At 61.5% G+C, this 13,751-nt stretch carries 12 protein-coding genes and 1 pseudogene; 9 read left to right on the top strand and 4 right to left on the bottom strand.

What is annotated here, in order from left to right:
- Nucleotides 1–211: 211 nt before the first annotated feature.
- Nucleotides 212–721 (top strand): 5-(carboxyamino)imidazole ribonucleotide mutase, encoded by a 510-nt coding sequence (gene purE / locus DCL27_RS03735; RefSeq protein ID WP_005289343.1) that lies wholly within the window; start codon nucleotides 212–214, stop codon nucleotides 719–721.
- A complete protein-coding gene (purK, locus tag DCL27_RS03730; protein ID WP_035597492.1) occupies nucleotides 718–1,788 on the top strand; it encodes a 5-(carboxyamino)imidazole ribonucleotide synthase in 1,071 nt (356 codons plus the stop codon). The genes purE and purK overlap by 4 nt, the downstream gene beginning before the upstream one ends.
- A gap of 206 nt (nucleotides 1,789–1,994) precedes the next feature.
- Here purK and ybbP read toward each other — a convergent pair whose 3' ends face one another.
- Together ybbP and ybbA are read right to left on the bottom strand one after the other, a co-directional pair.
- A complete protein-coding gene (gene ybbP, locus DCL27_RS03725) occupies nucleotides 1,995–4,397 on the bottom strand; it encodes a putative ABC transporter permease subunit YbbP (protein WP_035597495.1) in 2,403 nt (800 codons plus the stop codon).
- Nucleotides 4,394–5,080 carry a putative ABC transporter ATP-binding protein YbbA gene (gene ybbA, locus DCL27_RS03720; protein WP_005289351.1) on the bottom strand — a complete coding sequence of 229 codons (687 nt, stop codon included), beginning with the start codon at nucleotides 5,078–5,080 and terminating at the stop codon, nucleotides 4,394–4,396. Before ybbA ends, ybbP begins: the two co-directional genes overlap by 4 nt.
- Here ybbA and tesA point away from each other — a divergent pair.
- The 7 genes and pseudogenes from tesA (at nucleotide 5,051) to DCL27_RS03685 (ending at nucleotide 10,479) form a co-directional block, all read left to right on the top strand.
- Nucleotides 5,051–5,704 carry a multifunctional acyl-CoA thioesterase I/protease I/lysophospholipase L1 gene (gene tesA / locus DCL27_RS03715; RefSeq protein ID WP_035597504.1) on the top strand — a complete coding sequence of 218 codons (654 nt, stop codon included), beginning with the start codon at nucleotides 5,051–5,053 and terminating at the stop codon, nucleotides 5,702–5,704. The two genes, ybbA and tesA, sit on opposite strands and share 30 nt — an antisense overlap.
- A 46-nt stretch (nucleotides 5,705–5,750) precedes the next feature.
- Nucleotides 5,751–6,535, top strand: a pseudogene (locus tag DCL27_RS03710) (SDR family oxidoreductase).
- 67 nt (nucleotides 6,536–6,602) lie between these two features.
- Nucleotides 6,603–7,457 (top strand): thioredoxin family protein, encoded by an 855-nt coding sequence (locus DCL27_RS03705; protein WP_035597501.1) that lies wholly within the window; start codon nucleotides 6,603–6,605, stop codon nucleotides 7,455–7,457.
- A gap of 289 nt (nucleotides 7,458–7,746) precedes the next feature.
- Nucleotides 7,747–8,493 carry a nucleoside recognition domain-containing protein gene (locus DCL27_RS03700; protein WP_005289362.1) on the top strand — a complete coding sequence of 249 codons (747 nt, stop codon included), beginning with the start codon at nucleotides 7,747–7,749 and terminating at the stop codon, nucleotides 8,491–8,493.
- Nucleotides 8,493–8,957: a YjiG family protein gene (locus DCL27_RS03695; RefSeq protein WP_005295172.1), complete on the top strand. Its 465-nt coding sequence runs from the start codon at nucleotides 8,493–8,495 to the stop codon at nucleotides 8,955–8,957. The genes DCL27_RS03700 and DCL27_RS03695 overlap by 1 nt, the downstream gene beginning before the upstream one ends.
- A 20-nt stretch (nucleotides 8,958–8,977) precedes the next feature.
- On the top strand, nucleotides 8,978–10,090 hold the full coding sequence (locus DCL27_RS03690; RefSeq protein WP_005295169.1) for a M20 family metallopeptidase: 1,113 nt from the start codon (nucleotides 8,978–8,980) through the stop codon (nucleotides 10,088–10,090).
- A 167-nt stretch (nucleotides 10,091–10,257) separates the two neighbouring features.
- Complete coding sequence (locus tag DCL27_RS03685; RefSeq protein ID WP_005289369.1) at nucleotides 10,258–10,479, top strand: YdcH family protein; 222 nt, start codon at nucleotides 10,258–10,260, stop codon at nucleotides 10,477–10,479.
- Nucleotides 10,480–10,547: 68 nt separating this feature from the next.
- Here the strand turns inward: DCL27_RS03685 and eno are convergent, their stop codons facing one another.
- A complete protein-coding gene (gene eno, locus DCL27_RS03680; protein WP_005289371.1) occupies nucleotides 10,548–11,849 on the bottom strand; it encodes a phosphopyruvate hydratase in 1,302 nt (433 codons plus the stop codon).
- Between the two features lie 80 nt (nucleotides 11,850–11,929).
- Nucleotides 11,930–13,567 carry a glutamine hydrolyzing CTP synthase gene (gene pyrG / locus DCL27_RS03675; protein WP_005289374.1) on the bottom strand — a complete coding sequence of 546 codons (1,638 nt, stop codon included), beginning with the start codon at nucleotides 13,565–13,567 and terminating at the stop codon, nucleotides 11,930–11,932.
- Nucleotides 13,568–13,751: the final 184 nt, after the last annotated feature.

Raw genomic sequence — 13,751 nt, 5'->3', positions numbered from 1 at the left:
ATCTAGGCCATCATCCCCCTTCCCCACTCACCCAACGACCCGTCCTCGCGCGCTTCCGAGCAAAAACGGTGCCTAATCGCCTCTTTTTCCCTTCTTGAGGGCTACGCAAACGTTTTCCTGGGCGGAATAGCTATGTTATCCTTGCCCCCACTGAATACCGCTCATCGGCGGTATCTATCGATAACTGAGCCACGAGAGGAGCACGCCATCTATGTCCGCCAGCGCCGCACCGGCCAAGATCGCCATCATCATGGGATCGAAAAGCGATTGGGCCACCATGCAGTTCGCCGCCGAAATCCTGAGCCAGCTTGAGGTGGCGTACCACGTCGAGGTGGTCTCCGCACACCGTACCCCGGATAAGCTGTTTCGCTTCGCCGAACAGGCCGAGGAGCGCGGGCTTCAGGTGATCATCGCTGGCGCAGGCGGCGCCGCGCATCTGCCTGGCATGCTCGCGGCCAAGACCCTGCTGCCAGTGCTCGGCGTTCCGGTGCAGAGCGCCGCATTAAGCGGGGTCGATAGCCTCTACTCCATCGTCCAGATGCCGCGCGGTATTCCGGTCGGCACCCTGGCAATCGGTAAGGCCGGCGCCGCTAACGCCGCGCTGCTGGCTGCCCAGATCCTGGCGCTGCATGACGCCGCCCTCGCAGGCCGCCTGGCCGCCTGGCGTCAAGCCCAGAGCGACGACGTACTCAACCATCCCGACCCGCGGGAGGCGCTATGAAGCCGGTTTGCGTCTTAGGTGATGGCCAATTAGGGCGCATGTTGCGCCAGGCCGGAGAGCCGCTGGGCATCACAGTCTATCCCGTCGGCATCGAGGCCGATCCGCACTCTGTCCCCTGGCAACAGGCGGTGATCAGCGCCGAGATCGAGCGCTGGCCCGACACGCCACTGACCCGCGAGCTGGCCCGCCATCCCGCCTTCGTCAACCGCGATGTCTTCCCACTGCTGGCCGATCGCTACAGCCAAAAACAGCTACTGGATGAGTTGGCGTTACCCAGCGCGCCCTGGCAGTTACTCGCCCATCCCGAGGAGTGGCCGGCGCTATTCGCACGCCTCGGTCCGTTAGCCATCGTCAAACGGCGCACCGGCGGCTACGATGGGCGCGGCCAGTGGCGGGTTCGCCCCGGTGAACAACAGCAACTGGATCCGGCACTGTATGGCGAATGCATCGTCGAGCAGGGGATCGCCTTTCGCGGCGAAGTGTCGCTGATCGGCGCGCGCGGACGCGACGGCCGCTGCGTCTTCTATCCGCTCACCCATAACCTGCATCAGGACGGAATCCTGCGCGCCAGCGTGGTCTTCCCTCAGCCAGAGAGCTTCCTGCAAGAGAAGGCGCAGGCGATGCTGCAACGTCTCATGCAGCGCCTGGAGTATGTCGGTGTCATGGCGATGGAGTGCTTCGTGGTGGATGATGACACGCTGCTCATCAACGAGTTAGCCCCACGCGTACACAATAGCGGTCACTGGACGCAGAACGGCGCCTCCATCAGCCAGTTCGAGCTACATCTGCGGGCGCTGCTCGATCTGCCGCTGCCGCACCCCGATGTCTCGACCCCCTCGGTGATGATCAACCTGATCGGCACCGACTACGACACCGCCTGGCTGGCGGGCGCGCTGGTGCATCTGCACTGGTATCACAAGGCGGTGCTCCCCGGGCGCAAGGTCGGCCACCTCAACCTGAACCACTTCCAGTCTCAGCGCTTGGTCGGCGCGTTGGAAACCCTGCGCGGCCAACTGCCAGCGGAGTACCAGAGCGGCTTAGCCTGGGCCATCGCCCACTTGAGCTAACCCTAACGCAGGGGGCGCCCATGCCCCCTCGCCAACGGCCCCTGCGGCGCAGGTTCCCCCATGCGACGAACAGTGAGGCCGACGCTCCGCGCCATCCTGCGTCACCACACGCCACAACCATGCCGATCGCCAGCCGTCACGCAGGGATCGCCGCCTCAGCGGACAACCGCCCGCTCCCCACACCGCATGCCGGGCAAGCGACAACCTCAACGCGCCCGCCGACGCCCGAGCAGGCGCACGCCCAACAGCGCGCCGCAACCGCCTAGCAGCAACGCCGCCCCCGGTGGCAACAGCAGCCACAGCGACCAGGTTGGCTGCCAAGGGAAGTCGAAGACCCGACTCTGCAACAGCCACAAGGCCGCCTCGGCGCCGGCGGCGGCCACGAGCCCGACCACCGCCCCCAGCAGGATAAACTCGGCATACAACGTGGTATGCAACAGGCGGCGCGGTGCGCCGAGGATACGGTACACCCACAGCTCGCGCCGCCGTTGCTGCATGCCGACCTGAACCTGTGCCAAGAGCAACAACACGCCGCACAGTACCACCAGCGCCACCATGACCTCCAACGCGCGGCCAACCTGTGTCAGTACCTGTTGCGCCTGTTGCAGGATCGCCCCCATGTCCAGCAGGGTCAGCGTCGGGAACTGACGATTCAGCTGCACCAGCAGACGCGTATCCCCCTGATAACGGAAGCTGGTCAGCCAGCTCTGCGGTTGCGCATCCAGCGCGCCGGGGGGAAAGATAAAGTAGAAGTTGGGGCGCAGGCTCTCCCAGTCCACCCGGCGTAGGCTGGTGATCTCGGCGCTAAACTGGCGGCTATCGCCGCTAAAGGTCAGTTGATCCCCCAGTTTCAATCCCAGGCGTCCGGCCAGCCCCTGCTCCACCGAGACCCCGCCCTCGCCCGGCGGCCAATGACCGGCCGTCAAGGGATTCCCCGCCGGCAAGTCCGCCAGCCAGGTAAGGTTTAACTCGCGATTGAGCGACTCCTCCTGCCCCTGAAGCGCGGGCGGCTGACCATTGATCGCCGTCAGACGCGCCAGCACGATGGGATAGAAACGCGATGGAGTCACCCCATGCTGTTGCAGAAACGCCGCCAGCGCGGGACGCTGATCGGCGTCGATATTCAGCAGGAAGTAGTTCGGGCTATCGGCGGGTAACTGCTGACGCCAGCGATCCAGCAGATCCCCCCGCAACGTCAGCAACAGGGCCAACAGCATAAAAGAGAGGGAGAAGGCCGCCATCTGACTCAGGGTCGCGCCGGGCTGGCGCAACAGACGCCCCAGCGCCAGACGCAGCGCCAACTGCCCAGGCACCAGGCGGCGTACCCCCCAGAGCGCCAACCAGCCGACCAAGGCCAACAGCGCCGCCAGCAACGCGATGCCGCCTAGCAACGCCCAGAGCAGTGGGCTGGCGCCTAGCAGCCCCCACAATACCGCCAGCAGTAACAGCGCCATCGTCGGCAGATAGTAGCGTAACGGCCAGAGCGGATGCAGCGCATCGGCGCGCAGTACCCGCAACGGAGGCGTCGCCAACAGCTGGCGATAGGGGCGCAACCCCACCAGTAACGCCATCAGCGGCATGCCTACCAAGGTCCATAACCAGGGCCAGGCGCTGGGGGCCGGTAGCGCAGCAGGCAGCATGGGCGCCAGCAACCGCAGTAGCCCCGCCTCGACGGCGAGCCCTACCCCGGCGCCGACCAGCAACGCCGAGGCCAGCAGCGATAGCCACTGGCCCGCGATCCAGCGAAATAGGGTGCGCCGACCTCCCCCGAGCGTCTTCAACAACGCCACCAGGGCATAGCGGCTACGGCAATAATGATTCATCGCGATGGCGACGGCGGCCATCGCCAACAGCAGCGTTAACAGCGCCGACAACAGCAGAAACTGCTGCGCGCGCGCCAGCGTACGCCCCAGCACGTTCGATCCTTGCGCCGCCTGAGTCAACCGCTGATCGGGCTGCAGACGCGTACTCAGATAGGCGTCGTAACGCGCCAACGCCGCACGACTCCCCGCCAAGCCATAGCGATAACTCACTCGGCTCCCCGGTTGCACGATGCCGCTGCGCCGGGCATCCGCCAGGGTGATCAACAGACGCGGGGCGGTACGCAGCAGGCTGAAGGCGGCATCCGGCTCCTGCGTCAGTTCACCGGCGACACGCAGGGTGATATCGCCCACCTCTACGCTATCGCCGGGCCGCAGGGCTAATTGCGCCATCAGACGCGGGGCGAGCAAGGCTTCGCCGGGGCGCAGCGCCAACCCCGGCGGCTGGGTCGCCAGGCGACCATACAGCGGATAGGCGGCATCGACCGCCTTCACCTCGGCCAATTGGAGTTGGCCGGCGGCGTAAACCATGGTCGAGAAGACCCACTGCTGACTGACGCGCACCTCATCGTTACGCGCCTGCGTCAGCCACGCCTCAGCCAACGGTTGGTAACTGCGTAACACCCGATCGGCGGCGATCGCCTCGCGCCCTTGACGCTGTAACCCCTGATCCAAACGATCGCCGATGCGTCCCAGCGCCAACACGCAGGCCACCGCCAGCACCAACGCCAACCAGACGATCAGTAATGATGGCGTGCGCCATTCGCGCCAGAACCAGCGCCGGATCACGCCACCTCCTGCAGGCAACCATCCTGCAGGCGCAAACGCCGCTGACAACGCGCCGCCAACTGCGCATCGTGCGTCACCATCACCAAGGTCGTCCCCTGGCTCTGGTTCAGTTCGAAGAGTAGATCGGCGACCCGCTCCCCGGTCTGGCGATCCAGATTACCCGTCGGCTCGTCGGCGAACAGGATCTGCGGCCGGGCGCTGAAGGCGCGTGCCAGCGCCACCCGCTGTTGTTCGCCACCGGAGAGTTGGGCCGGAAGATGCCGCAGGCGTTGCCCTAGCCCGACCTGTTGCAACAACGCCTCGGCCCGCTGGCGACTCTCGCGCTCCCCCTCGCCGCGCAGCAGCGCCGGGAGTTGCACGTTTTCTACGGCCGTCAGGGTCGGTACCAACATAAACGCCTGAAAGACAAAGCCGATGTCGTGGGCCCGCAGCGCGGCGCGCCGATCCTCGTCAAGCTGCGACAGACATTGCCCCAGTAACCACACCTCGCCGGTGCTGGCATCATCCAATCCGGCGAGGATCCCCAATAGCGTCGATTTCCCCGAGCCGGACTCTCCAATCAGCGCCAGACTCTGTCCGCGTTTGACAACCAGCTCGACAGCAGTGAGGATGGAGATCTGACTTTCACCCTCACCGACGCGTTTGGCAACATGATGAACTTCAATAACGTTTTGCGCTGGCATCTCCCGCTCCTGTTTGTGATGTTCCTATTCGGCCTGACGACGGCGCGCGCCGACACGCTGCTGGTGTTAGGAGACAGCCTGAGCGCCGCCTACCGCTTACCGGAACAGCAAGGCTGGGTCGCCCGCCTCGCCCTCCGTGGACAAACCCTGACGCCGCCGCTGACGGTGATCAACGCCAGCATCAGCGGCGATACGGCCGAGCAGGGACTGCATCGTCTACCGGCGCTCCTACGCCAACACCAGCCCCGCTGGGTCTTGATCGAGTTAGGCGCCAACGATGGACTACGCGGCTTTCCCCCCGATGCCATCGCCGCCACCCTGACGGCGATCGTCGCTCAGATACGCGAAGCCGGAGCCACGCCACTGTTGATGCAGATCCGCCTGCCCCCTAACTATGGCCGACGCTACGGCGAGGCCTTCGCCGCCCTCTACCCCCAACTGGCCGCGCGTCTCCATCTGACACTGCTGCCCTTCTATATGGAGCAGGTGGTCACCCGCCCCGAATGGATGCAGGATGATGGCCTACACCCCAATGCGCAGGCGCAGCCGTTCATCACCGACTGGATGGAGCAACACCTTCTGCCCTTGCTGAGGCCGGTGGAAAAAAGCACGCCATCCCATTAATTAAACATGAATATTCAGCGACCAACAGAGCGACTTAAGTAAAATTATGCAAAAAGCCATCTTAATCACCGGTTGTTCTAGCGGCATCGGCCTGGCCGCGGCGCAGACCTACAGTTGCGCGGCTACCGGGTACTGGCCGCCTGCCGCAAAGCCGACGACGTGGCGGCGATGAACGCCATGGGCATGGAGGGGATCCAACTGGATCTCGACGACGCGCACAGCGTCGAGCAGGCCGCCGAGCAGGTGCTCGCGTTGACCGATGGCCATCTGTACGCCCTGTTCAATAACGGCGGCTTCGGCCTCTATGGGCCGCTCAGCCAGATCAGCCGTGCGGATCTGGAGCGCCAGTTTTCCACCAACCTATTCGGCACCCATCAACTGACGCGTCTACTGCTGCCGGCGATGCTGGCGCAAGGCGAAGGACGCATCATTCAGACCAGTTCGATTATGGGAGTGGTGGCGACGCCGGGCCGTGGTGCCTACGCCGCCAGTAAGTTTGCCCTGGAGGGCTGGTCGGATGCGTTACGCATGGAACTGCGTGGCAGCGGGATACATGTGGCGCTGATCGAACCCGGCCCCATCACCACCCGCTTCAGCCACAATGTACGCCAGTGCGATCACGACCAGCCGGTCACCAACCCCGGTATCGCCGCCCGCTTCACCCTGACGCCGGAGGCGGTGCTGCCCAAGCTACGCCACGCGCTGGAAAGCCCACGCCCGCGCCAACGCTATCCCGTCACCGTGATCGCCCATGTACTCAGCCTGTTACGGCGCCTCTTGCCCGGTCGACTGCTGGATAGACTCCTCAGCGGCCATTCGACGGCGCGCTAGGCTTGCAATCGTGACGAGCGCCCCCATATCTACCGTTATCTAGCCGAAGGGATCGAGAGAAACCACCATGATCAACGCTACCGTAGTCAATATTACCGAAGCCAACCTGCACCAGACCCTGGAACAATCCATGTCCGTGCCGGTGCTGTTTTATTTCTGGTCGGCTCGCAGCCAGCATTGCGAGCTGCTCACGCCGCTGTTGGATAAGCTGGCCAACGAATACGCCGGGCAGTTTATCCTGGCGAAAGTCGACTGCGACGCCGAGCAGATGGTGGCGGCACAGTTCGGCCTGCGCGCCATCCCCACGGTCTACCTGTTTAAGGATGGTCAGCCGCTTGATGGCTTCCAGGGGCCGCAACCGGAAGAGCAGATCCGCGATCTGCTGGCCCGCGTATTGCCCAAAGCGGAAGAGTTGAAGGCCGCCCAAGCCGCCGAGTTGATGGCCAATGGTGATATGGCCGGCGCACTGCCGCTGCTGAAGGAGGCCCATGCCCTGGCCCCAACCCGTAGCGACATCGCCCTGGCGCTGGCGGAGGTGCTGATCGCGCTCAACCGTAGCGAGGATGCCAGCGAGCTGCTAAGCCATATTCCGTTGCAGGATCAGGACAGCCACTATCAGAGCCTCATCGCCCAGATCGAACTGCTGAAGCAGGCGGCCGATACTCCGGAGATCCAGCTGTTGCAACAGCAGGTCGCCGAGCAGCCGCAAGACATCACCCTGGCCGTGCAACTGGCGTTGCAACTGCACCAGGTGGGGCGTAACGAAGAGGCGTTGACCCTGCTGATGGATCACCTGCGCCACGATCTGAACGCCGGTGACGGCGCCGCGCGTAAGACGCTGATGGATATCCTGGCGGCCCTGGGCACCGGTGACGCGCTCGCCGGTAAGTTCCGCCGTCAACTCTACGCCCTGATGTATTGATCGCGCGGCCGTGCCCCGCGCCGCATGCTGTTAATCACGCCCCCGCCCGCGTCCCGCCGGCGGGGTTTTTTGTCGCTCGCCGCCAAACGTTCCCGGTAACATTTCTGTGATACCGAAGGGTTAGCACGGAATTTCAATTTTTCCACATGCCAGACCTCAAATTCTCGATAAATCATATAAATAACTACTCTTTTTATTGAGCGAGGTCATATATTCTGCAAAAGTATTGCTGAATATTCTAAATCTTGTATTTTGTAACACTTCTACCCCAGGCATAAGGAAATGATCCATGAGTAGTCCAATCTCCCCCCATGTACCGCCCAGCGAGAGCGAACCGCGCGTCGGTTTAGGGGCCTATATCGCCCTGCTGTTTGCCATGGTGTTCTTCTCCGGTCTATTGGGCGGAAAAGAGTGGTATGGCGTATTCGACTTCACCACTCTGAATGGTGCGTTCGGTAAAGTCGTCACCGGCGTCAACGGCGCAGGCGAGGCCATCAACGCCGCCACCAGCTCCTTCCGTGGTAAGGGCGGCTCCGGCGCGATGGACGGTTTTCTGTTCGCCGTCGGTCTGATCCCGGCGGTGATGTTTGCCCTGGGAATGATCAACGTGCTGGAGCACTACGGTGCATTGAATGCGGCGCGTAAGCTGTTAACCCCGCTGCTGCGTCCGCTGCTGGGCATCCCGGGCTCCGCAGGCCTGGCAATGATCGGCTCCCTGCAAAGCACCGACGTCGGTGCCTCGCTGACCCGTAATCTGTCCGATGAAGGGCAGATCGCCGAACATGAGCGCGATGTCTTCACCATGTTCCAGTTCTCTGCCGGCGCGATGATCACCAACTTCTTCTCCTCCGGCGCGGTCCTGTTCACCCTGATGACCATCGACGGCACCCCGGCGGTACCGGCCTCCATCGGCCTGTGCGTGGCGGTGATGTTCGTGATGAAGATCTTCGGCGCCAACCTGCTACGCCTGATCTTGCGTTTCACCGAGCGTAACCGCGTTAAAACTGATACCACTCCGGCACAGGGAGAAGCCTAATGTCTGCACCAACCTCAAATCCGATGATCACCGATGTCTTTGTCGCCGGCGCGCGCAAAGGTTGGAATATCGCGACCACCAGTACCCTGCCCAACGTCTTGATGGCCTTCGTGCTGATCAAGGCGCTGGAGATCACCGGCGCCCTGAAGGGACTGGCGCTGGTCTTCGGCCCACTGATGGGGCTATTCGGCCTGCCGGGTGAGGCTGCCGCCGTCCTGATCGGCGGCTGGATGTCGATGGGGGGTGGCGTCGGCGTCGCCGTGGCGCTGTTCGACCAGGGCATGCTCACCGGGACCCACCTGGCGATCCTGGCACCGGCCATCTACCTGATGGGTTCGCAGATCCAGTACGCCGGGCGCATCCTCGGGGTGATCGGTACCGCCGCGAAACGTATTCCGCTGATGATCGGGATCTCCGTCGTCAACGCCTTCCTCGCCATGTTGATCATGCGCGTCATCCTGTAACGTCACGGAGAGATAAGACGATGCAAATGGAACAGTATCTGGACGAACTGCGTAGCGTAGTCAACGTCGATTGTGGCACTCAGACCCGTGAGGGTGTGGCCCAGATCGCCGACATTTTCACCCGCCTGTATCGCGACGCCGGTTGGCACGCCGAGCAGGTCGATCTCGGCGAGCAGGTCGGGCCGGGGGTCTTTGTCACCAACCAACCGCAGGCCGAACACTACGATGTGTTGTTGGTCGGCCATATGGATACCGTCTTCCCGCCGGGTACCGCCGCCGAACGCCCGCTGAGCGTGCGTGACGGGCGAGCCTATGGGCCGGGGGTCTCCGACATGAAGAGCGGGCTCCTCAACATCCTGTGGGCCTTGCGTGGCCTGGAAGAGACCGATCGTCAGCGTCTGCGTATCGCCGTCGCCATGAACCCAGACGAAGAGACTGGCTCGGTGCACTCTCATCAGTGGATCGGTGAGCTGGCTAAGCGCAGCGGCTGCGTGCTGGTGTGCGAGGCGGCACGAGCCGACGGCTCGCTGGTCAAGGCGCGTAAGGGCATGGCCCGTTATCGCCTCGACTTCCACGGCGTCGCCGCCCATGCCGGTAACGATCCGGAGAAGGGGCGCTCTGCCATCACCGCCCTGGCTCACGCCATCATCGCCATCAACCAGCTGGCGGATAGCGCTAAAGGCACCACCCTCAACGTCGGGGTGATCAGCGGTGGCGACGCGGCGAACATCGTCCCCGATCACGCCCAGGCGGTGGTCGATCTGCGTTTCTGGTGCAACGACGAATACCAGCGCGTCAGCCAGGCGTTACAGGCGCGCTGCCAGCAGCCTTTCCTGGAAGGCGTGAGCTGTGAGTTGCATCAGGACGCACACACGCCAGCCATGGCACCGTCGGCAGATACCGAAGCCCTGATGGCGCGCGTCGAGCAGGCGGGGCGTGAAGAGGGGATCGCCATCACTTGGCAGGCGGTCGGTGGCGGCTCCGATGCCAACCACACCGCCGCGCTGGGAATCCCCTCGCTGGATGGTTTTGGCCCGATCGGCGCCGGCTTCCACAGCCCGGCGGAGTACCTGGAACTGGAGAGCATCGCCCCGCGCGTACGCCTGCTGCGCCGAGTGATCGCTGGCCTGTAATCTCCCGCAACAAGACCCGGAGGTCGTGCCAGGCACGGCCTCTGTTTTTTTATCCCCCTCCCTGCGCTGATCCTGCGCGGCGAAGCGACAAGCTGAGAGCCTGGTTACAAACTCGCCACCATTTCTGTGCCATAGTTAACGATGGGTTCTGACCAAAAGGAGGGCTTATGTTCCCAGAGTATCGTGATCTGATCTCCCGTCTGAAAACCGAAGACGTCCGATTTGCCACCCTGTTCCATGAGCATAACCAGCTGGATCATGAAATCAGAAGGGCCGAAAACAGACCCGGCGCGCTATTCAATGAGCAGATTGCCGCCATGAAGCGCGAAAAACTGAGGATCAAGGATGAGCTGTACCAGATCCTGCGCAGTGAGGAGGCGGTCAGTTGATCGTTACACCGCGGACATAAAAAAACCCGCCATATGGCGGGTTTTTTGCATCGGTGAAACGGCAGCGATTAGTGCTGACCTTTCACTTCTTTCAGACCGTTGAACGGTGCAGCCGCGCCCAGCGCTTCTTCGATACGGATCAGCTGGTTGTACTTGGCAACACGGTCAGAACGGCTCATGGAACCGGTCTTGATCTGGCCTGCCGCAGTCCCTACCGCCAGGTCGGCGATGGTGGCATCTTCGGTTTCGCCAGAACGGTGAGAGATGACAGCGGTGTAGCCAGCATCTTTCGCCATCTTGATAGCCGCCAGAGTTTCGGTCAGAGAACCGATCTGGTTGAACTTGATCAGGATGGAGTTAGCGATGCCTTTCTCGATGCCTTCTTTCAGGATCTTGGTGTTGGTTACGAACAGATCGTCACCGACCAGCTGCAGCTTGTCGCCCATCACTTTGGTCTGGTAAGCGAAACCGTCCCAGTCAGACTCGTCCAGGCCGTCTTCGATGGAGACGATCGGGAACTCTTTGGTCAGACCTTCCAGGTAGTGAGTGAACTCGTTAGAGGTGAAGGATTTGCCTTCGCCTTTCAGTTCGTACATACCGGTTTCTTTGTTGTAGAACTCAGAAGCGGCGCAGTCCATCGCCAGGGTAACATCTTTACCCAGCACGTAACCGGCTTTCTCAACGGCTTCTTTGATGGCAGCCAGCGCAGCGGCGTTGGATTCCAGGTTCGGCGCGTAGCCACCTTCGTCACCCACAGCGGTGTTCATGCCTTTGGCTTTCAGAACTTTAGCCAGGTTGTGGAACACTTCAGAACCGATGCGTACCGCTTCTTTCAGTGTCTTAGCGCCAACCGGCTGGATCATGAATTCCTGGATGTCGACGTTGTTGTCGGCGTGCTCACCACCGTTGATGATGTTCATCATCGGCAGCGGCATGGAGTATTTGCCCGGAGTGCCGTTCAGTTCGGCGATGTGCGCGTACAGCGGCATGCCTTTAGCGGCAGCGGCAGCTTTCGCGTTAGCCAGGGAAACCGCCAGGATGGCATTAGCACCGAACTTGGATTTGTTTTCGGTACCGTCCAGTTCGATCATGATCTGGTCGATGTTAGCCTGGTCTTTCGCGTCTTTGCCGATGATGGCTTCAGCGATCGGGCCGTTGACGGCGGCAACCGCCTTCAGGACGCCTTTACCCAGGAAACGTGACTTGTCACCGTCGCGCAGTTCCAGCGCTTCGCGAGAACCGGTAGAAGCACCTGACGGCGCAGCAGCCATACCGACGAAACCGCCTTCCAGATGAACTTCGGCTTCTACAGTCGGGTTACCGCGGGAGTCGATGATTTCGCGACCGATGACTTTAACGATTTTGGACATTAGGTTTTCCTCGATACAAGTTAAACTAAAACTCCAGACGACAGACGCGGAACAAAAGTCCCGCGCCTGCCCATAATCACTTATTTCACCTGACGTTTCTGGTATTCCGCCGCCGCTTTAACAAAGCCGGAGAACAGCGGATGCCCATCACGCGGGGTGGAGGTGAACTCCGGGTGGAACTGCGAGGCGACGAACCACGGGTGATTCGGCAGCTCGATGATCTCCACCAGGCTGTTGTCCGCTGAACGACCGGAGACACGCAGGCCTGCGGCTTCGATCGGCTTCAACAGCATGTTGTTCACTTCGTAACGATGACGGTGACGCTCAACGATGCTCGGGGCGCCGTACAGCTGGCGGGCCAGCGTACCGTCCACCAGGTTGCACTGTTGACCGCCCAGGCGCATGGTACCGCCCAGGTCACTCGCTTCGTCACGCACTTCAACATTACCTTCTTCGTCACGCCACTCGGTGATCAACGCCACGACCGGGTATTTACAGTCCGGCATGAACTCCGTTGAGTTGGCGCCTTCCATGCCCACGACGTTGCGAGCAAACTCCATCAGGGCAACCTGCATACCCAGGCAAATGCCCAGATACGGGATGTTGTTTTCACGCGCGTAACGCGCGGTGGCGATCTTTCCTTCGATACCACGGTAGCCAAAACCACCCGGTACTAGGATAGCATCCAGATCTTTCAGGATCTCGGTGCCTTTCGTTTCCACATCTTGCGAATCGATCAATTTGATGTTCACGCTAACACGGTTTTTCAGCCCACCGTGCTTCAGCGCTTCGATCACCGACTTATAGGCATCCGGCAGCTCGACATACTTGCCGACCATCCCGATGGTGACTTCACCGGCCGGGTTGGCTTCTTCGAAGATCACCTGTTCCCACTCGGAGAGATCGGCCGCCGGGCAAGTCAGGTTAAAGCGTTTACAGATGAACTCATCCAGGCCCTGAGACTTGAGCAGACCCGGGATCTTATAGATGGAGTCCACATCCTTCAGGGAGATGACCGCCTTCTCCGGTACGTTACAGAACAGCGCGATCTTGGCGCGCTCGTTCGCCGGGATGGCACGGTCGGAACGGCAGATCAGCACGTCCGGCTGGATACCGATGGACAGCAACTCTTTCACCGAGTGCTGGGTCGGCTTGGTCTTCACCTCACCGGCTGCCGCCATATACGGCACCAGGGTCAGGTGCATGAACATGGTGTGTTCACGACCGACATCGACCGCCAACTGACGGATGGCTTCCAGGAACGGCAGCGATTCGATATCACCGACGGTACCGCCGATTTCGACCAGAACCACGTCGTGGCCTTCGCCTCCTTCCAGGATGCGCTCTTTGATGGCGTTAGTGATATGCGGGATCACCTGCACGGTGGCGCCCAGATAGTCGCCGCGGCGCTCTTTGCGCAGCACATCGGAGTAGATACGCCCGGTGGTGAAGTTATTGCGGCGGGACATCTTGGTGCGAATGAAACGCTCGTAGTGACCCAGGTCCAGATCGGTTTCCGCGCCGTCTTCGGTGACGAAAACTTCCCCGTGCTGGATCGGGCTCATGGTACCCGGATCGACGTTGATGTACGGGTCGAGCTTCATCATGGATACATTGAGGCCACGGGCTTCAAGAATGGCCGCCAGGGAGGCTGCGGCAATGCCTTTACCCAGAGAGGATACGACCCCGCCGGTCACAAAAATATAATTCGTTGTCATGCTGAACCTGAGAGTTAGGTTTAAAGACGATGGAAGAACCAGGACGGGACAGTAGTATACCCGAAGGTTTTATTTGCCACAAACGATCTGATCCCACCCGCGCCCTTTACTGCGCTAAAACACCGCCCGCAATATTCTACTTTTACTTCTTAATCAAAAAGATAAATGGAAAAAACTCCAAAAA

The organism is Edwardsiella tarda ATCC 15947 = NBRC 105688 (genome assembly GCF_003113495.2).
GTDB classification, from domain to species: domain Bacteria; phylum Pseudomonadota; class Gammaproteobacteria; order Enterobacterales; family Enterobacteriaceae; genus Edwardsiella; species Edwardsiella tarda.
This window is presented reverse-complemented; position numbering and strand designations above follow the sequence as displayed.

Bases quoted from the DNA above. Each gene is read 5' to 3' on its own strand.
- purE (WP_005289343.1), top strand. From the start codon at position 212: ATGTCCGCCAGCGCCGCACCGGCCAAGATCGCCATCATCATGGGATCG.
- purK (WP_035597492.1), top strand. From the start codon at position 718: ATGAAGCCGGTTTGCGTCTTAGGTGATGGCCAATTAGGGCGCATGTTG.
- tesA (WP_035597504.1), top strand. From the start codon at position 5,051: ATGAACTTCAATAACGTTTTGCGCTGGCATCTCCCGCTCCTGTTTGTG.
- ybbA (WP_005289351.1), bottom strand. From the start codon at position 5,080: ATGCCAGCGCAAAACGTTATTGAAGTTCATCATGTTGCCAAACGCGTC.
- DCL27_RS03705 (WP_035597501.1), top strand. From the start codon at position 6,603: ATGATCAACGCTACCGTAGTCAATATTACCGAAGCCAACCTGCACCAG.
- DCL27_RS03700 (WP_005289362.1), top strand. From the start codon at position 7,747: ATGAGTAGTCCAATCTCCCCCCATGTACCGCCCAGCGAGAGCGAACCG.
- DCL27_RS03695 (WP_005295172.1), top strand. From the start codon at position 8,493: ATGTCTGCACCAACCTCAAATCCGATGATCACCGATGTCTTTGTCGCC.
- DCL27_RS03690 (WP_005295169.1), top strand. From the start codon at position 8,978: ATGCAAATGGAACAGTATCTGGACGAACTGCGTAGCGTAGTCAACGTC.
- DCL27_RS03685 (WP_005289369.1), top strand. From the start codon at position 10,258: ATGTTCCCAGAGTATCGTGATCTGATCTCCCGTCTGAAAACCGAAGAC.
- eno (WP_005289371.1), bottom strand. From the start codon at position 11,849: ATGTCCAAAATCGTTAAAGTCATCGGTCGCGAAATCATCGACTCCCGC.
- pyrG (WP_005289374.1), bottom strand. From the start codon at position 13,567: ATGACAACGAATTATATTTTTGTGACCGGCGGGGTCGTATCCTCTCTG.